This window comes from Paenibacillus sp. FSL P4-0081 (genome assembly GCF_000758565.1).
Classification (GTDB): Bacteria; Bacillota; Bacilli; order Paenibacillales; family Paenibacillaceae; genus Paenibacillus_AQ; species Paenibacillus_AQ phytohabitans.
Genome location: NZ_CP009280.1, coordinates 8,052,955 through 8,077,039 on the forward strand (window position 1 = coordinate 8,052,955; position 24,085 = coordinate 8,077,039).

Genomic DNA, 24,085 nt, shown 5'->3' on the forward strand with positions numbered 1-24,085 from the left:
CCTCAGCCAACCATTCGCTACCTCAGCCAGCCAACTAGCAGCCTCAACTAACCACAGCCAGCTAACGAATGACGGTTGACTTCTCCCCGTCTGCCCAGACGCCGGAATCACTGTTTAAAATACGGTCGATCGGATACACCTTCCACACAGCTGTCACTACGGCAGAGCACAGCACTGCCTTGGTCAGGTCGCCCGGAATGAACGGCCACATACCTGCAGTTAACGCCTTGGTCAGCGAGTCCATGCCGGTTGAGTGGGCCAGCCACCATACGCCGCCAGGATAGACAAGCAGCGCACCAAAAATAAAGTTAGCCGCAAGCAGCTTCACGAAAGTATATTTATCCTGCTTTATACGCTGGGCGAAGAAGCCAATCAGCCAGGCTACGAACGGCCAGGAGAATATATAGCCTGCGGTCGGGCCAACCAGCACCGCGAGTCCGCCGCTTCCGCCCATCACCGGGAAACCCGCTGCAGCAAGTCCGATCACGATCAGTACGGCGAGCGTGCCATAGCGTGCCCCCAGAATAGAACCGGCCAGCATGACAGCCAGGGTCTGCATTGTAATAGGTACAGTAGAAAAAGGCAGAGAGATCTTTAAATAACTCAGAGCGATCATAACTGCGGCGAATAGTGCACTGAATATCAGGCCGCGGGTCGTCCATTTCTTCATTGCCGGGAGTACCCCCTTTTTTTAGGATCACTATATCATCCCCCTCCGGATACATCAATCCTCAAATCTTTGTTATAATGGGGAGCGATTGTTGACTAGAACTGTAAGGAAAGCGGGCATGAGGATGATCAGGGCGCATAATTTGACCTTGTCTTTACGGGATGGCCAGCACAGGCGCCCGGTTCTACAAGGGATTAGTATCCATATTGGACGGGGAGAATGGGTTGCACTCACAGGAGCCAACGGCTGCGGCAAAACATCGCTGGTCCGCATCTTCAACGGGCTGATTCCCCCGTCAGGAGGCAGTCTGTCCGTCGCCGGGCTGGATCTGCGCTCGCCTCAGAACCGCGCGGACGTGAAGCAGCAGGTCCAGCTTGTATTTCAGAATCCCGAGGCACAGACGGTGGGCTCTACGCCCTTCGAGGACATCGCTTTCGGGCTGGAGAACCGCGGGCTGGACCGGATTCTGATGGTTACGCGAATCCATGATATTCTGCAGCAGGTAGGACTGGCCCACAAAGCAGAAGCAGATGTCGCCAGTCTGTCCGGCGGAGAACGCCAGCGCCTGGCTGTCGGCTGCTGCCTTGCCCTGGATGCCGGCATGATCATCTTCGATGAGGCCACTTCCATGCTGGACCCGGCGGGAAGGCAGGATATTCTAGAGCTGGCCCGCCAGTTATGGAGGAGCGGCACAACCGTGCTCTGGGTCACGCAGCGGATGGAGGAACTGGCCGAGAGCCCGCGCATTGCCGTTATGGGCGATGGCCGGCTGCTCTATGACGGTGATCCGCGCACCCTGTTCTACGCCTCCGGCCTGCCGGATGCGCTCGGATGGGTTCCATCGCCCGTGGTCCGCATCGGGAGACTGCTGCAGAGACAGAACTGGCCGTTTCATCTGCTCCCGCTGACCGAGCTGCAGCTGGAGGCGATGCTATGAGGATTCAGGCAGAGCATCTCTCCTTCCATTACAACGGCAAGTACGCCGTGCAGGATATCTCCCTGAATATCCCCTCAGGCACACTGACCGTGCTCTGCGGAGTTAACGGAAGCGGCAAGTCCACTCTGCTGCGCCTGCTCGCCGGGCTGGAGCATCCGGCATCCGGCAATATCATTCATGAGGATATGAAGCCTGCAGACCACAAGGCCGGGGAGGCTGTCGCTATGGTATTTCAGCAGCCGGAGACCCAGCTGTTCGCAGACAGCGTCCATAAGGATATCGAATACGGCCTGACGCAGCGCGGTGTGCCTAAGGTGCAGCGGGACGGCATCATCCGCAGCGCCCTCGCGCGGACCGGGCTGCCTTATGATGAGTTCGCCGGACGTTCCCCTTTCCTGCTTAGCGGAGGCGAGAAGCGCCGGGTCTGTATTGCCGGAGCCATAGCCTCCCGGCCCGGGCTTCTCATTCTCGATGAGCCGACCGCAGGACTGGACCCGCAGGCGGCACAGTCGCTGCTGGAAATGGTGCAGGAGCTGCGGCAGAGCGGCCTGACTTTGATCATCGGCACGCATGATCTGGACAGCTTTCTGCCAGTTGCCGACGGGGTGATCGTGATGAAGCAGGGCGCGGTCCATTATGATGGCCCTGCTGCGGCACTGACAGCGGATCCCGGACTGCTGCGAGCCGCCGGACTTACGCCTCCGGCTTATGCCTCGATAGGCCGCAGGCTTGTAGAACGCGGCTGGCTTGAAGCATTGCCGGACAATCTGGAGGAGCTGCTCGCCGGACTGGATAAGCAGCCTCTGCCCGTTCCACAGTCTGTCAGCATTCCTGCGGCCGCCCACAAGGAGCCCAGCGAATGGAGAAGAAGCGTGACGGAATCTCCACCGGCAAGCGGAGACGCACCAGGTCTATCTGCCGCCACAATAGGCCCGGCAAGCGGAGACGCACCAGGTCTATCTGCCGCTACAATAGGCCCGGCAAGCGGAGACGCACCAGGTCTATCTGCCGCCACAATAGGCCCGGCAAGCGGAGACGCACCGGATCTATCTGCCGCCACGCCAGGCCCGGTAAGCGAGGCCCTGGCTTCAACGATTCCTCAGGGACTTTACGGGGAGCCCGCAACATCTGACCACTTATCAATCAAACAAGCCCCTGGCCGGTTACGCTGGCAGGGACTGGATCCCCGGGTCAAATGGCTGGGGATGATTATCGGATCACTAACCGTGCTGGGGATGGATACCTTCCTCCCGCTGCTGCTGGCTGCAAGCCTGCTGGCCGGACTCACGGTTTCGGCCGGAATTTCCTGGCGTAGGGTCTTCCGCTTCTTCCGCCCGTTCCTCCTCATGTTCCTGTTTCTCTGGCTGCTGTCCGGGCTCAGCTGGAACTCGCCCGGCTTCAGCATCGGCCCGCTCAGCTTCAGTTCTGCGGGACTTCAGCGCGGAGGGATCAGCGTGCTGCGGTTTCTGCTGCTGATCGTCCTCGGGTTTCTGTTCACAGAGACCACTACCGGCGCTCCGCTGCGTGAAGGGCTGGAATGGGGAATTGCTCCGCTGAGACATCTTGGAATCCGGACCCGCAACTGGTCGCTGGCTGTGTCCGTGACGCTGCAGTTCGTGCCCTGGATTCTCGGCAAGCTGACACAGCTGCAGCTGGCGCTAAGCTCGCGCGGCAGGCGGGCCCGCGGACTGGCGCGCTGGTCCCCGCGGCAGATTGCCCTGATCATCGTGCCCCTGATTATCCTTGTCCTGGGCATGGGCGACGAGCTGGCTACAGCCGTTGAATCGCGCGGGTATGATCCCGCCAAGCAGCGGACTCCTGTCTATCAGCTGGCCTGGAACAAGCGCGATACATGGGTTGCGCTAGGTATCCTGACGGCAGCAGGCCTGCTGTGGTGGGTTGCCCGGATCAGCTAAGTGTATAGCTGAGCATGTATTCTGTATTCGGACTGCCGGCTTCTATTCCCGGATCATTAATGGTCCAGGTGCCTGCAATATCCAGCTCGCGGCAGGCCAGCTCGAAATTGCAGGCGGCAATGCCGATATCAATCCGCTGCATCTGGAACCCGAGCTTATTGCCGCTATAATTAGGCGTATGCTCCAAGTAGAAATGCAACTGCTGCCGGTCTGGAGACAAGACAAGTCTCCATGGCTGCTTGTTGGAGGCTGACGGGCCGATCCGGACCATCTCGATGGGGACGGCCAGCTTCCCGGCGGCTTCCGGTGTCAGCCGTTTGCTGAAATCACCGTCACAGAAGAGCTCCTGCCAAGGCTTCTTATTGTCGGCTCTGACCACATACCGCATCGTGGTATCCAGCAGCCGCTGCTTCTCCCGCGCGTAGCCGAGCGGCGTAATGCAGGGAATAATCTCCCCTTCGGCAAGCTCCAGCTCACGGGTAAAGGATTTGCGGTTAAAGGTTCCGCCAATCCAGCAGGTTCCAAGACCCAGCCCGGTCGCAAAAAGAATCAGCTTCTGGAAGGTATATCCGAACTCCAGCAGTGCCAGCTTCCCGTTACGCACGGAGCCTACCAGATAAGCCTGCGGATTCACAATGATCCCGTAAGCGCCCAGCTTCATGCCCTTGCCTTCCCCCGCCCCGCCTTTGGCCCAGATCCATTCAATCCCTGATATCCCGCCAAAAGGACCGCGCAAATTCTCTTCCTTATCCAGATACTCCATAATGGAGGCATGGGCTGCTGTATCAATTGGTGTGGTCTCATAAGTCCGCACAGACTTGCGTTTCTCCATAATTTCCATTACTGCATTCCCCATAACATCCGCCTCCTCAAATTATCCCGCAACCCTGCCCCGCCTTGCCTTGCCTTGCCCTGACCTGAACTGCCCAGTCCTTACTGGCTGGCTCAGCCTTCCTGTTACAGCTTCAAGCCCAAAAAAGAGGGCTCCGCTAAGAACAGGAGCCCTCCCAAAATGATCTATACTCAATAGTTGCCTGTTCTGCGGTCCGGTTGCTGGTAAAATTAGTATCCCCTATTTCAGGAGAATCGTCCAGCTCTTATTCCTTATCTTCCGGACCCGGATGGCGGGAAACCAGTCTCACCAGATCGAGGGTTAAAAGGTAGAGGGTAAGCGATGCAGGATAGGCCAGATACCGCGGCTCCCACTGCGGCCCGAATTTCTCCTTATACCGCCGCAGGCCGGAGAATCCGTACCAGTGGCCGCCGCGTTCAAAGACCAGGCGGGCCACCTTCTCCTCGCGCAGCGCTCCGGTATTCCGGCCGGCACCAGGCTGCGGGGCATGACCCAGATTAAAGCTGCGGAACCCCCGCGACTTCGCCCACTCCAGCAGACACAGGAACAAGTAATCCATAGTCCCGTTTGGGGTATCCTTGCGGTGGCGCATGAGATCAATGGACACGGTCTTGTGTCCGTCATAGCCCGGGGCAACGGAGGCAAAAGCCATGAGTTGCCCGTCAGCTCCGCGCAGCAGCGCCAGCGGAGCGAGCTGCAGATACGGCTTGCTGAACCAGCCCAGCGAAAACCCTTTTTCCAGGCGCCCGTCCAGCCATTCCTCCGACAGCGTCCGGAGCTCCTGCAGCAGGTCTGCAGAATGCGCGGGCTCGGCAATCTTAAAGACATAGCCCTCACGTTCAAACCGGCTTGCCACACCGGGCAGATCGGCATTGCGGGGGCCGCTGGCCTTGAAGTTCTCAAGCGGCACCAACGCTTCCTCGCCCAGCTTGAAGAACCGGTAGCCTTGGCTCTGATACACCGGGAGGTAGGCTGGTGTAGCCTGGTAGAACACTACGGCGAGTCCATACAAATCCGCCGCCTGGCGGAACTCGCTGATTGCGTCATTGACCAGGCCCACCGGACCCAGAGGATCACCCAGTACCACCAGCTTGTCCCTTACTCTGGCAAAAGCGAATAACACTCTGCCCTCCCGGGCCCAGTAGAAGCTTTTGTCGCCCAGAAACAGCATATGGCTTAAGGCATTGCCCCAGCCTTCCGCCAGAAACTGCTCCAGCCGCGCCATATCCTTATCCGCGAAAAGCTCATCGGCCTTGCGCTGCGGCCGGAGAGCAACAAGCATAGTCAGCAGCAACCAGGAGAAGATCAGTCCGCCAATAGCTGTAACCGCCACATTGCTGTGCTGCCGCAGCCATTCCGGCCGGATTCCGGATGGGAGATGCTTCAGGAAACCGTGATGCGAATAACTCCCCAGCCCATAATAACCGAGTGCTACAACTGAAGTCAGAGCCAGCCACCATACGGTGCTCCTGGTACTGAGCGGTACACTGATCCGGTAGAACCGGGTCCGCGAGATCCAGAGGATTAAGCCTACCAGCAGCAGGAACAGCGCCTCTTCATAATCAAACCCCTTCGTAAAAGCAAATACCGCCCCTCCGAGGAGCAGCAGACTCGTCCAGATATACGCTCTACGGACACGCAGGGAAATTCCCCGCGACAGCAGAATTAGCATGAAGCCGATCAGCACGGACAGATGATGGGAAATCTGCATCACCGGCAGGGACAGGAGATCCTCCGTGATCCGCAGCCGGTAGAGCAGCTCAGGTGTAGCTGCGGACAGCAGCAGAATCAGACCGCTGGCCAGCACCAGCTTGCCGAGTGCCCAGACCCCCAGGTCGCTGAGGAAAGTGTACTGGCCGGGCCAGCCCCATATCCTCTGCCATACGGTAACGGGAGTTTCAACTCTGTCTCCGCTGCGTTCAGTCCCCTTCTTACCCGGCAGCCCGATCTCCAGCGCCGCCAGCACCAGTCCGATCAGCCAGGGCACAATGTAATAGAATAGTCTGTAGATGACGAGCACAGCCATGGCCTGATCGCTCCGGATTCCCAGCTGGGTAAGTCCAAGCAGGGCAATCAGGTCGAAGGCACCGATGCCTCCGGGAGCCATACTTAGAATGCCGGCAATGGCAGCAACGACATAGATGCTGAAGACCGTTACAAACGGAGCACCGCCGAGCAGCTGAACGGCAATTATCCAGAAGGTCAGTCCGGCAAAGGTCCACTCCAGAAGGGAAGCTCCGACAGAAGCCGCTACCGTCAGCCAGGATGTCCTGCCCTGCCCCCGGTTAATCCACTTGGCGAATAGTGAGGAACGCTGGAGAATCACAAAAAACGGCAAATAAAGCGCCATTCCCCACACCGCGAATACCAGCCAGCGATGTTCATGCAGAAGGGCATCCGCCGGAAGGATTCCGGTAAGGGTGCACCAGGAGAGCAGCGACAGCCCTGTAATCATCAGCGGTGACAGAAATACGATTGCCGGTGCCAGCACGGACGAGGGCACACCGCTTTTTTTGTAGAGCAGCGTCCGGAGGCCCGCGCCAGCCAGACCGGCAAAGCCGATCAGGTTATTGAACGTATTAGCGATCCAGGCATAGCGGAAGGTGCTTAAGTAGCTGGTCTGCAAGCGGAAATGCCCGCGGATTAAATAATCATAAGTGCTCATGACCGCAACGGAGAGCAGGGAAATGCCCAGCATCTGCAGAATGGCCGGCGCGGGGACTGCTTTTAATTCATGAATGATCATCCCCAAATGAATCTGCTTCAGCTCATTCTGCCCTTCCCAATAGACAAGACCGATGATCAGCAGCGGAACAAGCGCCCTTACCGCCTTAATCCGGTAGATGGACAGAAGCAGCCTCACGAATCTGAAGCGTTCCAATCTTTGTTTCATTGAATGCATGACTTTGAATGCATGACTTCACCTGCCCTTACTGCTGAACTCACCCTTGGCTAAACAATATTCAGCATTTTCCATAGAACCTATTATAGCAATATCAGCAGCAGATGACCCGTATAACGGTTGTATGTTCACCAGAGTTAGACAGCCGGCAAAGTGTAAATCACTGCAGAGTCCGCAGTAACCGGAGAATTGCTTGAGTTTCAGCAGAAAACCGAAGGTTGATTGATCCTGTGATACAAAATACTGGGATACAAAAAATAGGCACCCGGACTGCGATCGGTCCGGACGCCTATTTCTTGCTGCACAAGGGTTACCATACCGCAATAGAGAACCAGTCACCACGGCAATGGCGGTTCTCTACTCAGGCATGCTGTTCACCCGAGTTATACCCGAATGTCAAATCTTCCTTCGCTATCTGTAGTTGCGTTCGCGATTTCCTGTGCAGACGCCGCCGTCAGCCTGCTGCTGTCAGCAGGCTTCTCTGGTGGTGCAGCTGCGCTTCCAGCCGAAGAGGAGCTGCTGGCGCTCTGTGACTTTTGGGCAATTTGCGCTTCGATCTGCTTGATCTGCTGCTCAAGCTGTTTGGTCTTGGTTTCTTTGGTCTTCTCGTCGTCTTTACTTGAACTTACCTTCTCAAGATCAGCTTCCAGCTTTGCCTTCTGCTTCTCAAGCGCGGCTGTGTCCGTTGCACTGGAGGACGTATACGAGGTGGACGTTGATGCGGATACGGATGAAATATTCATGCCTATCCCTCCTTTCACCTCTTCAATATAGCCCCTTCACCCCAGAAGAACGTTAAAATGCGCTGAAAGTTTGCTGAATGTCTGTTGTCCTAAGACTTGCGGGGCTTCCGGTTAACCAGTGTTACGCTCAGCAGGATGATGACCAGTCCGGCAAGGGTATTGGCATAGACCGGCTCATGCAGGAAGATGGCTCCCCACATCAGGCCGAATACAGGCACGAGAAATGTGACGCTGACGGTCTTGACCGGGCCGACGCTGGCGATCAGGCGGAAGTACAGCAGGTAAGCCACCGAGGTACAGATCAGCGACAAACCAAGTACGGAGTATACCGCAGCGGCCGAGGGCAGATGATCCGGGGCAAAAATAACCGCCAGCGGCAGCAGCACCACGCTTGCACCCAGCTGTTGTCCGGCAGCAAGCGCCAGCGGAGTGAGGCCGGAGCCTACACGGGAAGCATATAATCCTCCAAATGCATAGCACAATGCGGCGCAGAGCGAGTACCCTACTGACAAGAGAACTGTACTTGTGAGCGGTACCGGACTCCAGCCGACCAGAACAGCTACGCCAATTAGACCAATGACCAGGCCGGCCGACTTGGCCAGGCCCGGCTTCTCCTGCCGGGTTCCCCAGGCGGCCAGGGCCGCAAACATCGGGGTCGTGGCATTAAGGATTGCCGCCAGCGAAGCACTCAGATGCAGCTCAGCCATGCAGATCAGGGTGAACGGAAGCGCGGCATTAATGGCACCGAGCAGCAGGAACTGCTTCCAGTGCTTCAGGATACCCAGCTTGCGCCGGGTCACAAATGCATAGAGCAGCAGGGCTGCTCCGGCAAGCGTAACACGCAGCTCGGTCGTGAAGACCGGCCCCAATTCAGGAGAGGCGATCCGCATGAACAGGAAGGAGGCTCCCCAGGCGAAGGCAAGCAGCAGCAGGGTGGTGAGATCCTTGCGGCTCATGGCTTGTCCGCCCTTTTACAGAGCAGCAGGTAAGATAAAATGGACAGGATGCCTGCTCCCGCGATGACCAGCGCCATCGGCACAGCAGAGTCACTGCCGCCAAGTCCGACTAACGGAGCCGCACAGCTGCCCAGCAGCAAGGGAAGCAGACCCAGGAGTGCAGAGGCGCTGCCTGCGGTTTCTCCCTGATCCTGCATGGCAAGCGAGAAGCTGGTTGTACTCACCAGACCCACACTGGAGACCACGGCGAACAGGCAGACCAGAATCGGCAGCAGTCCGCCTCCGGCAAGGAGGGTAACCAGCAGCAGGACACCGCCGAAAGTACAGAGCAGAAGTCCGCTAATCAGCAGCTTGCGCTCCCCTACTCTTGCGGACAACCGGCCGGCAATCTGCCCGGAGATAATAATGCCGAGCCCGTTAACAGCGAAGATCAGGCTGTACATTTGCGGGGATACCCCGTAAATAATCTGCAATACGAAGGAAGAACCGGAAATATAAGCGAACATGGCTGCTGTAACGAAACCCTGGGAGAGGGCATAGCCCATAAACTTGGCATTGCCGAGCAGGATACGGAAGGTGAGCAGCGTTCCTTTGAGCCCGCTTTTGATCCGGCGTTCTTTGGGCAATGTCTCCGGCAGACGCAGCAGAATGATGGCCGCAAAGAGCAGTCCGAACACAAACAAAACTACAAACACACCCTGCCAGGTCGTTACTCTCAGCAGCTGTCCCCCGATGACAGGAGCGAAGATTGGCCCCAGCCCGTTGACAATCATCAGCAGCGAGAAGAACTTGGTTAATTCCGAGCCGCTGTACATATCACGGACCGCCGCCCGGGAGATGACCACGCCTACTGATCCGGCCAGGCCCTGGATGAAACGCAGAAACACCAGCAGGCCGATAGAAGGACTGAACGCACAGAGCAGTGAAGAAACCGCATAAATCACCATACCGATAAAGAGCGGAACACGGCGTCCATGCACATCGCTGAGCGGTCCGGCCACCAGCTGGCCCGAGGCCAGCCCCAGCAGGAAGAAGGTCAGGCTGAGCTGCACCATGGCCGGACTGGTGGCGAAATGGGTGCTAAGCGCAGGCAGAGCCGGCAGATACATATCAATCGACAGAGGGCCAATCGTGGCGATGGCTCCCAGAATGACCGCCAGCTGCAGCCGCTGTTTCTTCGAAGGCCCGCCCTCCGCAAGGCTTGAAATATGGTTTTGCTTAATCATAAATAGTGACGCAACCTTTCTTATGGTACCTCTTTAAAAGACGGCAAATCCGTTTTTGCTCAGGTCCGTTTTTTTATTCTTCATACTACCCGATCACAACCTGAATGTTCAATGCTTTTGTGCATTAACGGGGAATAGAACGGGGGAGCAATATATCTTGGACCTATAACCTATATATCGCAAAGAACCGCCTGCAGGAGCCGGCCGGCCGATCATATCACTGATCAGCAGCTACCGCAGGCGGTTGTCTGTATAGTTATATCATTCTCCGGAAGCTGTGAGTCCGGCCAGCCAATCCCTGGCCGCTTCAGCTTCGGCTGTGCTCAGGCGGTGTCCCTGATTGCCCCAGTGCGAGGTGACTTCGGCCCCCGCGCCGCTCAGCAGGGATTCCAGCTCACGTGTCTCTTCGGAGCGGATGATCGGATCATTGGTTCCTGCCCCGATAAAGACCGGAACCCCCTGCAGCGACGGAATCGCAAGGCCGCGCAGCGGCACCATCGGATGCAGCAGCACTGCCGCGCGGAAGATGCCTCCGTAATGGAAGAGCAGGCTGCCGGCGATGTTCGCACCGTTGGAGTAGCCTACTGCAACCAGATTGCCGGCATCAAATCCGTACTTCGCTGCAGCCTCGTCCAGGAACTGCTTCACCTCATGGGTGCGGAAGATCAGATCCTCCTCGTCGAATATTCCTTCAGCCAACCGCCGGAAAAAGCGCGGCATGCCATTCTCGAGTACATTCCCGCGGATGCCCAGTACCGAAGCGCCGGGAGCCAGCAGCCCGGCCAGCGGCAGCAGGTCATGCTCGTTGCCGCCTGTGCCGTGGAATAATACCAGCGTCGGCTGAGTTACATCCGTACCTTGATGGAATACATGCGTCATATTCATTTCTGCTTCACCCCGATTTCGCGGATTTCAAATGGGCTTAAGTTATCTTCTATTGCCGCACGCTGCGGTTCAAACCATGCCGGAAGCATCAGCTTCTGTCCCAGCGCGTCCGGCGCTTCATCACGGGCAAAGCCGGGAGGATCGGTCGCAATCTCGAACAGGATTCCGCCTTCTTCACGGAAGTAGATGGCATTGAAGTACTGGCGGTCCTGCACCGGAGTCGGCTGGTAGCCGTGGCTCTGTACGCGGCGGCCCCATTCCAGCTGCTCGGCATCATCTTTGGCGCGCCAGGCGATGTGGTGGACGGTACCTGTGCCGCCAGCCCCCTGCGGAACCGGAGTAGCCTTCAGATCGATGATATTCCCGATATCACCGGCAGCTCTGTACCGGATGTAGCCGTCACCTTCAGCAATCCGCTCCATTCCCAGCGTACGGGAGAGAGTGTCTGCTGTTTTGTCCGGGGCAGCGCTGTAGAGAACAGCACCTCCGAAGCCTTTGATCGCATGTTCTACAGGTACTCCGGCGAAGGACCAGGTGCTCAAGGAACCCTCTTCACGTTCCACCAGCTCAATCCGCAAACCGTCGAAGTCCGCGAAGGAGAGATAAGACTCGCCGATCCGGCTTACCTTGGTAGCCGGAATCTGATAAGCGGCCAGCCGCTGCTCCCAGAACCCGATGGAGCCTGCCGGCACAGCATAAGTGGTTACGCCAACCTGACCGCCGCCGATTCTGCCCTTGCGTCCGGTAGACCAGGGGAAGAAGGTAATAATGGTGCCCGGTGCACCCTGCTCATTGCCGAAGTAGAGATGATAGACGTCGGGTGCGTCGAAGTTGATGGTTTTTTTGACAAGGCGCAGTCCGAGAATTCCGGCATAGAAATCAGCGTTACGCTGAGCGTCTCCTACAAAAGCGGTGATATGATGAATTCCTGCAGTTTGCATAGTCATGATTATTACCTCCTGAAATTGGGTGTGTTGTACAATCTGTTCTTTTGTAAAATGAGGATGCTATCTTGACGTCCGCCCTGGGCAGCCGCCCGCTGTCTGTGGAGCAGGCCGCCTGGCGTACCGGCTATTATTTAAAGAAAAGTGCATCAAGTGAAATCGAACCCGGACCCGCCAGAGCCACCCCGACCGCAACCACCAGTACCGTTAATGGAAACTCGATCCCGTTAGCCGTAGACCAGAACCCGTTAGGAGCATGGACTTTGACTATTGCGCCAAGCATGGTTGCGGCAATCAGCACAGCAGCTACCGGAGTCAACAGACCGAGTGTGAACAGCAGTCCTCCGACCAGCTCCATCAGTCCTGCCAGCACCGCCATACGTACGCCGGGCTTAATGCCGATCGACTCCATCCAGCCGCCTGTGCCTTTGGGGCCGTAGCCGCCGAACCAGCCGAACAGCTTCTGTGCACCATGCCCGATAAACGCTACACCAATTACCAATCTCATCAACAATAAACCTACACTAACCATTTTAAACACTCTCCATTCTCTCGATTTTAATTATCTTAACGTTAAGATATTAGGTAAAAATTTTTGGTCCTGCTGATCTATATATAATTACCGGTTACATCCGGGGACTTAGCTTGATCATCAATGCCTCATCCCGCTGCTAAAGCTGACTGTCATCTATCGGGCTCCGACCTGCTGTTCAGGTACCTGCTGTGCTATTCCCGGTCTTCTATACACCCTTGCCCAGCTTCTTCAGCAGTTGAGTGGCCTGAGCCTTCTCTTCACTGTCCAGCCCGCCCATCAGGCTGTGTATGGAACTGACATGACGGGGGAAAATATCATCGAACAGCTCGCGCCCCGCTTCCGTAATCTCGGCATAAGTCACACGGCGGTCGTCCTCGCATGGAACGCGCTTCAGTAGTCCGCGCTTCTCCAGCTTATCGATATTGTAGGTGATGCTGCCGCTGGTGACCAGAATCTTCTCGCCAATCTGCTGCAGTGGAATCCGCGTTCTATGATACAGGACTTCCAGCACCATGAACTCCGCCGATGCCAGCCCATGGCTCTTCATATCCTTCACCGCCTGATCCATCAGGCTCTTGTAAGCCTTGGACAGAACAACGAATAATTTCAGTGATGCCGCCTGCTCCTGATCGATTGTACTGTCAGCTGCTGTACCTGCTGTGTCATTATTGCCGCTCATTATGTGCACCTCCTGTCGTGTTCGCGTTTATCTTTAAGTTAATTATCTTTAAGTTAAGATAAATATACAGCATGACGATTTCATTGTCAACTGATTAGGGGAAGATTTTTTATATACCAGAGTATATGGTGACTATATAGGAAGTTGTGTGAAAATACTCAGGGATTAACGGGGGATTACTGAGGGAAGGGATTGATGGAGTAACTTGGTGAGCGCTGGGGGAGTATTGATTGGAGTGCTGATGGAGTGCTGATGTAAGTATAGAGCGAGGTACTAAGGAAGGCTTAGGGGATTAATTTTCGATTAATAGCTTTCGGTCTCCCACCAGACGTCTTGGTTGAACTCCGAATTGCTGGTTGTATAGAGTGAGGCTATCGCTCAAATTTTAACTGTAGTTTGTACAACTAAAAAGACCTATTTCTGCGCAGGAGCAGTTTTAATTGCACTTTGTACACTTATAAAACGCTACTATGCCGTATAAGAGCAGTTTTCCTAATTATAATTGTACGGAATACAGTTATCCTTGCTGATATGGCTTTTCGCTGTCTTTTAACTGCACAAAATACAATTATCCGCTATGCGCTCCGCATTGCCTTCCCCAGATAACCCTCTGGCGCAATGGTCTGTCCCACATGCCAAGTACATTTAAAAGTTCCATCGGTAAAGTCTGTTGTATTTCATACAATTGATTTCCAGATTCCTGCTCAAAGCCGCCGGTTCCACAGTATTCTGCTGTACAGAGTGCTATAGATTCTAATTTCCGGCGGATTTTAGAGCCATCTGCTGTACATAGTGCAATAGGGAATAGAATCCAATCAGGATTGAGCTTAGGATGATTCAATTACAGTTGGATTAAACATCTGTTTCGGAAATTCCTTCAGATCAATCTAGATACAGCTTGAGTTCACTTGATAATGAAAGATTACAGCAAGGACTCGGTTTGACCTCACTCCCAAAACGGCGTATCCTTTTGGGTGCGAATGTAAGGAAGCAGTTCATTACATATAAAGGAGGCAACACCTGGATGGATTCAACGGAACTACCGGAATGGGATGCCCGGGGCCGCGATATAGCGGAAGGGAATTCTGCTGAACTGGGTACAGCTGAGCAGGATTTAGCAGTGCGGGATTCTGCGGAACGGGGTACAGCAGTGCGGGATGGAGCGGTGCGGGATTTTGTTGAGCGGGATTCAGGCGTGCAGGACGGAACAATGCGGGACGCGTCCGGCAATGCTGCCCGGCTTATTCCGCTGGGCGCTAACGTGCTGATCGTGACCGCTGTCGCAGCCGAGCGGGATGCCGTCCTGCGCGGCCTGCAGGGCAGCCGCAGGTGCCATGTCATCGCAGCGGGCGCCGGCACCGCTGCGGCTGCGGCGGGCACCGCCGCCGCTCTGGCAGCCGGCTCCTACGGCTGTGTCATCAGCGCCGGGATCGGCGGCGGCTTCCCCGGCCGTGCACCCGTAGGCTCGCTGGTCGTCGCCAGCGAGATGCTTGACGCGGCCCTCGGCGCAGAGACGCCGGAGGGCTTCCGCAGCGCTGCCGAGCTTGGCTTCGGCAGCGTGTCCGTGCCTGCGCCGGGCGGCACGGTCCAGGCCCTTGCGGCCGCGCTGGCAGCGGCCGGGCTTGCGGTAAGCACGGGCACCGTGCTTACCGTGTCGACCGCGACCGGCACCGCCGGGACGGCCGCGGAGCTTGCCGCGCGCCATCCGCAGGCGGCGGCGGAAGCGATGGAAGGCCACGGGGTCGCCGTGGCCGCACAGGCTCTGGGGATCGCAGCGCTGGAGCTGCGCGCGATCTCGAACCCGGTCGGCCCGCGCGACCGGGCCGCGTGGAAGATCAAAGAAGCCCTGGACGCCCTCACAGCGGCAGCGGCTATTCTACTGGAGGTGCTGTAATGACAACCGAACTTCATATTGCTTTTTCTCCATGTCCGAATGATACCTTCGTATTTCATGCCTGGGCGCACGGGCTGGTACCGGATGCACCCAAGCTGGAGGTGACCTTTGCCGATATTGATATCACCAACGGACTCGCGGCAGACGGCGCCGGTCCGGAAGTGCTTAAGATCTCCTACGCCGCGCTTCCCTGGGTGCTGGATAAGTACAAGCTGCTGCCTTGCGGCGGTGCACTTGGACGGGGCTGCGGCCCGCTCGTACTGACGCGCAAAGGTGCAGGCGCCATCAAACATCCGCGTCAGCTATCCGGCCGCAGAATAGCCGTGCCAAGCGAGCGCTCCACCGCCTATCTGCTCTTCCGGCTATGGGCTGCGCAGCAGGTGCCGGACGGCCCGGCCGAGATCGTCGTCATGCCCTTCGATGAAATCATGCCTGCTGTACAGAATGGCACGATTGATGCCGGGCTGGTCATTCATGAAGCCCGCTTCACCTACCCGTCCTATAATCTTAACCTGCTGACTGACCTCGGCAGCTGGTGGGAAAGCGACACCGGCCTGCCTATTCCGCTCGGCGCGATCATCGCCCGCCGGGATCTGGACCACGAGTCCATTACCGGCTGGATCCGCAGCTCTTTGCAGTATGCCTGGGATCATCCCCTGGACTGCCAGGAATATGTCCTGAGCCACGCCCAGGAGCTCTCCCCGGAAGTAGCCAAATCGCATATCGATCTTTATGTCAACGAGTTCACGATGAACCTGGGCGAAGACGGCTACGCAGCAATCTCTGCCCTGCTGACCCGTGCCGCTGCCGAGGGTCTCGTGCCTGTCATTGATCCGGAGCTGTTGCGCTAGCTTGGACTAATTAGATTAAGGAACAAACAAAACTCATATGGAGGCTGATTCCTATGATTCCTGCAGGCAACAGCAAGCCTAATATTGACCGCTTCTTGGGATATCAGGACGAATACGACCGTTACCGGCCCGAAGCGCCGCCGCTGGTTATTGAGCTGCTGAGTAATTACCTGGGCCGCCGTCCGGCCGTGGTCGCTGATATAGGCTGCGGCACCGGTCTGTCCACCTTCCTGTGGAAAGATGCCGCCGACTCCGTAACCGGAGTGGAGCCTAACCCGGATATGCTGGGCAAAGCGCAGGAGAAGCTGGACCGCCTGCACAGCGGGACTGAATCCGTATCTTTTGTCCAAGGCTACTCCAATCAGCTTCCCTTCGCCTCAGAGGGCGTCGACATCATCACCTGCTCGCAGTCATTCCACTGGATGGACCCGGCCAGCACACTTCAGGAAATCTCCCGCTGCCTGAGTCCCGGCGGAGTGTTCGCTGCCTATGACTGCGATTGGCCTCTGGTACTGAACCCTGCTATTGAAGCCCGTTACAATGGGCTGATCGCCACTTCGGATGACCTGCTCGCCGGGCTTCAGCCAGATGCCGAACAGGCCCGTAAATGGGACAAGGAAGGGCATCTCGGCCGGATCAAAGCCAGCGGATGTTTCACTTACGCGCGAGAAATTGTTTTTCACAACACAGAAGCCTGCGATGCAGAGCGCTATATCGGCCTGGCCCTCAGCCAAGGTGGAATGCAATCGGTTCTGAAGCTTAGCCCGGCCTCACTTGAGCAAGATATTGCCGAGTTCTCGGCAGAGGTTAAGAACTACTTCCGAGGCCGGACATTGCAGGTGCTGATTAGCTACCGGATGCGGATCGGCGTGAAATAGAAACTTTTCCTGCTATATTCTAGTTATAATCAAGCTTGTAGACTATACTTAATAACAGCGAGACGAAGAACGTCCCGGTTGCCCTCAGCGAGGGAGCCGGGGCGTTTTCTATTTTCACGGGGAGGTTGGAGCGTAATGATATTTGAAGAAGCACATCTGCAGTTTATCAACGGACATCTGGGCAGCAGGCCTGAGGGAGAACGGCGGGCACGATTGGATCGGGGGCACCGGCATGCCGAGATTCTGTTCCTGAGGAACATCTGGTGGCCTCTGCGGGGCCACTTTGGCGGACTTCATCCGGAGTATGAAGTCATGGACTGGCGGGGAAGATCTTATTTTACAGATTTCGCCTGGTTACCGGGATACGTGAAGCTGCTCATCGAGATCAAAGGCTATGCCTCACATGTACGCGATATGGACCGGACTAAATACTGCGGCGAACTTAACCGGGAAACGTTCCTGTACGCCATGGGCTATCATGTGATTTCATTCGCGTACGATGATGTTGAGCAGCGCCCTGAGCTTTGTATGACCCTGCTGCGGCTCGTACTGGGCAGATATCAGCCTGCCGAGGCACCTGTGTCACGTGTACAGCTAATGGAGCAGGAGGTAATCCGGCTGATTATCCAGCTGGCCCGGCCCATCCGCCCGCAGGATGTGAAGGAACATTTCTCTGTCGATTACAGAACCGCAGTCCGGACGTTACACAATCTGGTTGACAAAGGCTGGCTCCTTCCCGTCCCCACCAGTAATCAGGAACGGACCGCACGGTATGAGCTGAAACGCAGTGTGCTTGAATATTTTAATTAGTCTCATAAGGAGCAATCTACTTGCGGTTCCGCAGCAGACCAAATTTAATGTAACGGACCAGCATTAATGCGATCCGTTGCGAGGCCGTAGACTGACGTAGATGAACATTGCAACATCAAGTGGATCACCACTATACTTTGTCCGCTCGACGTTTGCCCAGTAACATGTATCCGAAAAGTACGCTGAGCTTTAACCAGAACCGCCAGCAACGTTCAGGCGGATCGTTGAACCCGCTGCTGGCTGTAGGCTATAGTACCGCGAATCAACTGCTGTAACAGTAAGTGGAAAAAGGTATCTTAATTTATCGCTTTCGTAGGATCGTGGCCAAGCAAGTGGAAAAACAGCAACTAATTTGGGTGATTTCAGCTACTTGGGGTGAAATGTAATAATTTAAGTGCTGTTTATCCAACTGCTGTATTCGCAGGGTTTATTTGTTCATCAGCAAGTGGAGAAAATCCAACTAACACTGCCTATTCACTCAGTAGCCGGTGAGGGAGCCATGCAATTCTCCAACAAGTCATGTCCCTCACCTGTGCTCTGACCCTAACCTTCAGCTTCGCCCTTCTAGGCAACCCCTCTGACCCTCGCCTTTCAGCTTCATCCTTCTCCCCTTCCTCTAGCCTCAGCCCTCCAGCTAACTCTTTCTCTTCAATCCCTCTAGCCTTAGCCTCCCCCCTTTCTCTCCCTCCAACTTCACCCTTCTAGCCCAATCCCTCTAGCCTTATCCCTCCAGCTTCCCCCTTCTCTCCCTCAAGCCCTAGCCCCCAGCTTCACCCCTCTAGCCTTAGCCTTCCAGCCTCCCCCTTCTAGCCCAATCCCTCTAACCTTATCCCTCCAGCCTCTCCTTCTCTCCCTCCTTCTCACCTCCCCCTCCAGCCCCATCCTTCTAGCCCCTCCCTCCAGCAAAAAAACACCCGCATGCGAAACCTCCGCATGCGGGCACTCAATGACCGGCAACCTACTTCTTATTCATCTTAAACTTCAGGAACAGCTCGTTATAATGGGCAAGCATCCGCTTGCCAAGGTTGTCGTAGACCTCCAGCCGGTCCGTGATCTCGGCGGGCGGGTAGAAGCGCTCGTCGCCGGAGATGTCCTCCGGCAGCAGCTCCAGGGCAGGAACGTTCGGCGTGGAGTAGCCGACGTATTCCGTATTCTGCGCCGCCACATCCGGGCGGAGCATGAAGTTGATGAACTTATGTGCCCCTTCGATATTGGCTGCTCCGCGCGGAATGACCATGTTGTCGAACCAGATGTTTGAGCCTTCCTCCGGCACCACGTAATCCAGCTTGTCGTTCTCATCCATAATCTCCGAAGCATCACCGGACCAGACGATTCCGACAGCCGCCTCTTCGTTCGCCAGCAGCATCTTGATCTCGTCGCCGACGATCGCCTTCACATTCGGCGACAGCCGGTTCAGCTTGGTCAGCGCTTCCTGCAGATGCTCTTCATTCCTGTCATTGACGGAATAGTGCAGACTGTTCAGCGCCATGCCCATCACCTCGCGCGCTCCATCGACCAGGAAGATATTATTGTCCAGCCGCTTATCCCACAATGAATCCCAACTGCTGAAATCGATGCCCTCCGTCATCTCGGGGTTGTAGATGATACCTACCGTTCCCCAGAAATAAGGCACCGAATACAGGTTGCCGGGATCAAAGGACAGATCCATGAATTCGGACCCGATATTGGCCAGATTCGGAAGCTTACTGTGATCCAGCGGCAGCAGCAGCTTCTCTTCCCGCATCTTAGCAATGGCATAGTCGGAAGGGACCACGACATCGAAGACCGTACCGCCCTGCTCAACCTTGGTCAGCATCGCCTCATTGGAGTCAAAGGTCTGGTAGATCACTGTAATGCCCGTTTCCTCCTGGAACTGCTCCAGCAGCTCGGGATCGATGTAATCGCCCCAGTTGTAGATCGTCAGCGTATTGCCGCCGGAATAGCCTTCGGCCGAGTTCAGCCTGGAGGCCAGGAACATCAGCCCGAATGCTACGATCAGAATCGCCAGAAATGTATTTACGAGCTGTTTCATCTAGGCACCCCCGCTTCAGCAACCGGTTCTGCAATATGCATAGCCGGGCGGCTCTTCCGCTGGTTAAGGTAGTAGTAGCCTATTACCAGCAGGATGGTGAAGAGGAAGATCAGTGTCGACAGTGCGTTAATCGACAATGAGACCCCTTGGCGCGCCCTCGAATAGATCTCAACCGACAAGGTGGAATATCCGTTGCCTGTTACGAAGAAGGTTACCGCGAAATCATCCAGGGAATAGGTCAGGGCCATGAAGAATCCGCTGAAGATCCCCGGCTTGATGATCGGCAGAATCACCTTCGTCAGCACATCGCGGCGCGTGGCCCCAAGATCCCGGGCGGCGTCGGTCAGTGTCGGACTCATCTCCTGGAGATGCGGCAGGATCATGATAACGGCAATCGGAATGCTGAACGCCACATGCGAGAGCAGAACGGAGGTGAAGCCCAGCTTGATCCCTACAATCGTGAACAGGATCAGGAAGGAGGCTCCGATAATGACATCCGGGCTGACAATCAGCACGTTATTCAGCGAGAGCAGCGTGTTCTTGGCCCGGCGGCTGCGGACATGCTGAATCGCCAGTGCCCCGATGATTGCAATCAGCGTTGCAATCGCCGAGGACAGCAGCGCAATGACCAGTGTGTTAATCATAATAATCATCAGCCGGGTATCGGCCACGACTTCGCGGTAATAATCCAGAGTGAAGCCCTCGAATTCATGCATGGTTCCGCCGCTGTTGAACGAGTAGTACATCAGATAGAAAATCGGCGCGTACAGAACCAGGAAGACCAGCACCAGATAGATATTCGCGATCCCGTTTTTGTTTTTGATTTTGTTTCTATTCTTGCTCTTCACGCGCGCCCTCCTTTCCGCGAGCTGCCCGTAAGTATCATGAACAGCGCCATAATGGCGATCAGGAATACCGCTACCGTGGAGCCCATGCCCCAATCCTGTGTGACCAGGAAATGCTGCTCAATAGCGGTGCCGAGTGTAATCACCCGGTTGCCGGCAATCAGACGCGTAATCATAAACAGCGACAGCGCGGGAATGAATACCGCCATACAGCCGGAGCGGACCCCGGAGATCGTGAGCGGGAATACAACCCGCCGGAACGTCGTCCAGCCGGAGGCGCCCAAATCACGCGCAGCATCCACCAGCGACAGATTCATCTCATCCAGTGCACTGAAGATCGGCAGAATCATGAATGGAATGAAAATATAGACCGATACAAACACAAAGCTGAAGCCTGTGAACAGGATCTGCTGCTCCCCGAGCCCCACCAGATCAAAGAAATTATTGACTGGGCCGAAGGTGCCGAAGATACCGATGAAGGCATATGTCTTCAGCAGCAGATTGATCCATGTCGGCAGAATAATCAGCAGCAGCCACAGCTGCTTGTGCTTCGTGCGCGTTAGCAGATAAGCAGCCGGGTACGCCACCAAGAGCGAGAACAGTGTGATCAGAAAAGCATACCAGAAGGAATTCAGCATCATTCTCATATATACCGGCGTGAAGAAATTGACGTAGTTGTCCAGCGTCAGCTTCCCGTCCAGATCGAACAGGGAATAATAGACAACCAGCAGCACCGGTGCAATAACAAACAACGCAATCCACAGGTAATACGGGATGAGATAGTACGACTTGCCCTTACTCTTCATCGCTCTCCACCTCGCCGTAAGCCTCCAGACGTTTGTCGAACTCTTCCTCCGTTTCGCCGAAACGCATAACATGGATCGCTTCCGGATCAAAATACAGCCCGATTTCGCTGCCTACCTCCGCCTTGCGGGTGGAATGGACCAGCCATTCGTGGCCGGAGCCGTCATAGCAGCTGATCTCATAATGCACACCGCGGAACAGCTGGGAATCCACGCGCACCTTCAGTTTGCCCGCTTCTACGGTGGCAATCTCCAGATCCTCAGGGCGGATCACAATTTCCACGGCTTCATTCGGCTTCAGGCCGGCATCGACACACTCGAACCGGTGGCCGTTAAATTCAACCACATAGTCCTCAATCATTACGCCCGGCACGATATTCGACTCGCCGATGAAATCCGCCACGAAGCGGTTGATCGGTTCATCGTAGATATCATTAGGCGTACCACTCTGCTCAATCTTTCCGCCGTTCATGACGAAGATCCAGTCGGACATCGCCAGCGCCTCTTCCTGGTCATGGGTAACGAAAATGAAGGTGATGCCCAGCCGCTGCTGCATTTCCCGCAGAATATACTGCATCTCCGTGCGCAGCTTAAGGTCCAGTGCCGATAACGGCTCGTCCAGCAGCAGAACCTGCGGCTCGTTGACAATCGCGCGTGCAATTGCGACCCGCTGTCTTTGTCCTCCGGACATTTCATTAATGGCCCGCTGGTCATACCCGACCAGGTTGACGAAGCGCAGCGCTTCCTGCACCTTTTGATTAATAACATCCTTCTTAAGCTTCTTAATCCGCAGTCCGAAAGCCACATTCTCGAATACGTTCAGGTGCGGAAACAGCGCATAGTCCTGGAATACCGTATTAACCTGCCGCTCGTTGGCGGGAATGTGGTTGATGATTTTACCATTCAGATAAATAGAACCTTCAGTCGGCTCGGCGAAGCCGGCGATGAGTCGCAGAATGGTCGTTTTCCCGCAGCCCGAGGGGCCCAGCAGAGTATAGAATTTACCGCGTTCAATTTCGAAACTCACGCCTTTGAGTACAGCCTCTTCGTCGTCATATTGCTTAATAACCTGATCAAATGAAATAATAGTGCCTTCCGGGGTAGCTATAGCTAACAACCTCCCTTACCTTATGTAGTACAACCTATTTTACCCGCTTCTTGCGGGAGACAATCCAGAAACAGCATGCTCAGCGCGGATAAGCGACAATTCCTCCCTATGTTCGACAGACTTCAATATATATAGCATATAGGAATAATCCTATATATGCGATAGCTTACATTATTAAATGCATTGCAGAAACTTAACAAGTTCGTAAAAAATGGACCCGGCGGGGCCTGTTTTGAGGTGCTATAATGAAAACGGCTGAAAAACATAAAATTTTTCTTACATTTGCGAAAGAAGATGACTACCATGAACGAGGGGTTACAAGACCGCCTTGAGAAGTTCGGATTATCCCTTTATATGATACGTGTTACCCTTGCTGCATCACTATCCTGGCTCGCGGTACACAGCCTGTATGGCGACCGTTATCTGTACTTTGCGCCGCTGGCGGCGATTCTTATCACCCAGAGCAGTGTCAAAGCCTCCCTCGAAAAAGGGGTGTACCGGCTGCTCGGTATTGTGCTAGGCGGAATCGCCAGCCTGGTTGTGGGCCGCTTCTTCGATGTTGGTGCGCTCTCGATTCTGCTGATGCTGCTGCTCGGCATAGGCGTAGCCACCGCCTGCCGGATTAATATCCAGGCCGTTTCACAGGTTGGTGTCACTTCCGTCCTGGCGCTCACCTTCTATCATGACCAATATATCGTCTGGAGAGTCGCTGAGACCTTAATCGGTGTACTGATTGCCTTAATCATAAATATGATTATCGTTCCGCCCAAGGGGTTCGTCAAGGTCAAAGACTTGGCACTGAGGGGCAGCCTGACACTGTCCGATGCCTTAACCGGTCTAACTTCCGGGGGACGGGATGCCGCACAGGCGCTGACCGCACTTAAGCTTTCCGGTGAACTGCTGGGCAAGAGCAAGCAGCTGCAGAAGGAGCTGCACTTCACGCTCTCCCATTACCAGTGCCGCAAAGAGCTCGGTACGCTGTCACAGGCAACCTCCCATCTCAGCAGGGTGCATTCCTACGTCAAAGGAATTTCCGAAGAGCTCTCGCTGCTCCCTGCCCACTATGCCGCAGCCGACTGGATGACAGAGGTGGTAACGGCAACGGCAGACTGCATTGCCTTATATGGCACCCGGACACTGTCGGATGCGGAATGCGGGCGTTCGCTCCCCGAGAGCCTGCGCCGCGCCCGTGATGTACAGCTGGCCTGGTTCTCTGAGCTGCAGGGCCAATGCCCGCTCGCCGCATTCCGTGATCTTGGCGCGGTGTTCTCGCATCTGAACCGGATTCTTGAAGAGATTGAACGTGCCGATTATGCGGCAATCTCAGCCGCAGCACAACCAGCCAAGGCTGTACCGGCGCGCGCTATACGTTTCATACAAAAAGGACTCTCCCATAAGCTATAAGCTGGGGAGCGTCCTTTTTTTTGGGGGGTGGGGGCTAGTACAAGTGATCCATTCAACAATTTAACAATTCATCAATTATGTGAAGTTTAGACCGAAGTGAGCATTCCGTGATAGTTGTATTCTGTACAATTAAAAACAGCAAAAAGGATGGCTTTCCTCTGATAACTGTATTCTGTACAACTAAATTTGCCCGAATGAGTGAAACCCAATCTAT

At 55.5% G+C, this 24,085-nt stretch carries 22 protein-coding genes; 7 read left to right on the forward strand and 15 right to left on the reverse strand.

The window, feature by feature from the left end; translation table 11 throughout:
• Positions 1-61: 61 nt before the first annotated feature.
• Positions 62-670, reverse strand: a complete 609-nt coding sequence (locus P40081_RS34320; protein WP_042140341.1) for a biotin transporter BioY — start codon at positions 668-670, stop codon at positions 62-64.
• Positions 671-788: 118 nt separating this feature from the next.
• On the opposite strand from P40081_RS34320, the gene P40081_RS34325 reads away from it, so the two are divergent.
• Both P40081_RS34325 and P40081_RS36895 read left to right on the forward strand, forming a co-directional pair.
• Positions 789-1,607, forward strand: a complete 819-nt coding sequence (locus P40081_RS34325) for an energy-coupling factor ABC transporter ATP-binding protein (RefSeq protein ID WP_231575248.1) — start codon at positions 789-791, stop codon at positions 1,605-1,607.
• Positions 1,604-3,523 carry an ATP-binding cassette domain-containing protein gene (locus tag P40081_RS36895; RefSeq protein WP_052422150.1) on the forward strand — a complete coding sequence of 640 codons (1,920 nt, stop codon included), beginning with the start codon at positions 1,604-1,606 and terminating at the stop codon, positions 3,521-3,523. The genes P40081_RS34325 and P40081_RS36895 overlap by 4 nt, the downstream gene beginning before the upstream one ends.
• Here the strand turns inward: P40081_RS36895 and P40081_RS34335 are convergent.
• The 9 genes from P40081_RS34335 to P40081_RS34375 form a co-directional block, all read right to left on the reverse strand.
• Positions 3,516-4,379 carry a nitroreductase family protein gene (locus P40081_RS34335; RefSeq protein WP_042140342.1) on the reverse strand — a complete coding sequence of 288 codons (864 nt, stop codon included), beginning with the start codon at positions 4,377-4,379 and terminating at the stop codon, positions 3,516-3,518. The two genes, P40081_RS36895 and P40081_RS34335, sit on opposite strands and share 8 nt — an antisense overlap.
• Before the next feature lie 241 nt (positions 4,380-4,620).
• Entirely contained in the window at positions 4,621-7,278 is a 2,658-nt protein-coding gene (gene mprF, locus P40081_RS34340) for a bifunctional lysylphosphatidylglycerol flippase/synthetase MprF (RefSeq protein WP_042140343.1), read from the reverse strand.
• 383 nt (positions 7,279-7,661) lie between these two features.
• Positions 7,662-8,021 (reverse strand): FlxA-like family protein, encoded by a 360-nt coding sequence (locus P40081_RS34345; RefSeq protein WP_042140344.1) that lies wholly within the window; start codon positions 8,019-8,021, stop codon positions 7,662-7,664.
• A gap of 89 nt (positions 8,022-8,110) precedes the next feature.
• A complete protein-coding gene (locus P40081_RS34350; protein ID WP_042140345.1) occupies positions 8,111-8,977 on the reverse strand; it encodes a DMT family transporter in 867 nt (288 codons plus the stop codon).
• Positions 8,974-10,203, reverse strand: coding sequence for a multidrug effflux MFS transporter (locus P40081_RS34355; protein ID WP_042140346.1), 1,230 nt, complete (start codon positions 10,201-10,203; stop codon positions 8,974-8,976). The genes P40081_RS34350 and P40081_RS34355 overlap by 4 nt, the downstream gene beginning before the upstream one ends.
• A 261-nt stretch (positions 10,204-10,464) precedes the next feature.
• A complete protein-coding gene (locus tag P40081_RS34360; RefSeq protein ID WP_039308221.1) occupies positions 10,465-11,082 on the reverse strand; it encodes an alpha/beta hydrolase in 618 nt (205 codons plus the stop codon).
• A gap of 2 nt (positions 11,083-11,084) precedes the next feature.
• Positions 11,085-12,035 (reverse strand): ring-cleaving dioxygenase, encoded by a 951-nt coding sequence (locus tag P40081_RS34365; RefSeq protein WP_042140348.1) that lies wholly within the window; start codon positions 12,033-12,035, stop codon positions 11,085-11,087.
• Between the two features lie 127 nt (positions 12,036-12,162).
• Complete coding sequence (locus tag P40081_RS34370) at positions 12,163-12,564, reverse strand: DoxX family protein (protein WP_039308226.1); 402 nt, start codon at positions 12,562-12,564, stop codon at positions 12,163-12,165.
• A gap of 208 nt (positions 12,565-12,772) precedes the next feature.
• The gene (locus P40081_RS34375; protein ID WP_042140349.1) at positions 12,773-13,246 is read right to left on the reverse strand and encodes a MarR family winged helix-turn-helix transcriptional regulator; all 474 of its coding nucleotides are present in this window, start codon (positions 13,244-13,246) and stop codon (positions 12,773-12,775) included.
• 1,210 nt (positions 13,247-14,456) lie between these two features.
• Between P40081_RS34375 and P40081_RS34380 the strand changes: the two genes are divergently transcribed.
• The 4 genes from P40081_RS34380 to P40081_RS34395 all read left to right on the forward strand — a co-directional run bounded on the left by P40081_RS34380 (position 14,457) and on the right by P40081_RS34395 (position 17,679).
• Positions 14,457-15,140 (forward strand): futalosine hydrolase, encoded by a 684-nt coding sequence (locus P40081_RS34380; RefSeq protein ID WP_042141783.1) that lies wholly within the window; start codon positions 14,457-14,459, stop codon positions 15,138-15,140.
• On the forward strand, positions 15,140-15,991 hold the full coding sequence (locus P40081_RS34385) for a 1,4-dihydroxy-6-naphtoate synthase (RefSeq protein ID WP_042140350.1): 852 nt from the start codon (positions 15,140-15,142) through the stop codon (positions 15,989-15,991). The genes P40081_RS34380 and P40081_RS34385 overlap by 1 nt, the downstream gene beginning before the upstream one ends.
• A 53-nt stretch (positions 15,992-16,044) precedes the next feature.
• Positions 16,045-16,869, forward strand: a complete 825-nt coding sequence (locus tag P40081_RS34390; protein ID WP_042140351.1) for a class I SAM-dependent methyltransferase — start codon at positions 16,045-16,047, stop codon at positions 16,867-16,869.
• A 135-nt stretch (positions 16,870-17,004) separates the two neighbouring features.
• Positions 17,005-17,679, forward strand: coding sequence for a hypothetical protein (locus P40081_RS34395; RefSeq protein WP_042140352.1), 675 nt, complete (start codon positions 17,005-17,007; stop codon positions 17,677-17,679).
• Positions 17,680-18,429: 750 nt separating this feature from the next.
• Here P40081_RS34395 and P40081_RS39875 read toward each other — a convergent pair.
• The 5 genes from P40081_RS39875 to P40081_RS34415 form a co-directional block, all read right to left on the reverse strand.
• Positions 18,430-18,561 (reverse strand): hypothetical protein, encoded by a 132-nt coding sequence (locus tag P40081_RS39875; RefSeq protein WP_269323201.1) that lies wholly within the window; start codon positions 18,559-18,561, stop codon positions 18,430-18,432.
• Positions 18,562-18,637: 76 nt separating this feature from the next.
• Positions 18,638-19,711: an ABC transporter substrate-binding protein gene (locus tag P40081_RS34400; RefSeq protein ID WP_042140353.1), complete on the reverse strand. Its 1,074-nt coding sequence runs from the start codon at positions 19,709-19,711 to the stop codon at positions 18,638-18,640.
• Positions 19,708-20,535 carry an ABC transporter permease gene (locus P40081_RS34405; RefSeq protein WP_039304962.1) on the reverse strand — a complete coding sequence of 276 codons (828 nt, stop codon included), beginning with the start codon at positions 20,533-20,535 and terminating at the stop codon, positions 19,708-19,710. The genes P40081_RS34400 and P40081_RS34405 overlap by 4 nt, the downstream gene beginning before the upstream one ends.
• A 20-nt stretch (positions 20,536-20,555) precedes the next feature.
• Complete coding sequence (locus tag P40081_RS34410) at positions 20,556-21,362, reverse strand: ABC transporter permease (RefSeq protein ID WP_042140354.1); 807 nt, start codon at positions 21,360-21,362, stop codon at positions 20,556-20,558.
• Positions 21,352-22,476, reverse strand: coding sequence for an ABC transporter ATP-binding protein (locus P40081_RS34415; protein ID WP_171720783.1), 1,125 nt, complete (start codon positions 22,474-22,476; stop codon positions 21,352-21,354). Before P40081_RS34415 ends, P40081_RS34410 begins: the two co-directional genes overlap by 11 nt.
• A gap of 294 nt (positions 22,477-22,770) precedes the next feature.
• Here P40081_RS34415 and P40081_RS34420 point away from each other — a divergent pair, with 294 nt between their 5' ends.
• Positions 22,771-23,871, forward strand: coding sequence for an FUSC family protein (locus tag P40081_RS34420; RefSeq protein WP_042140355.1), 1,101 nt, complete (start codon positions 22,771-22,773; stop codon positions 23,869-23,871).
• The last annotated feature ends 214 nt before the right edge of the window (positions 23,872-24,085 follow it).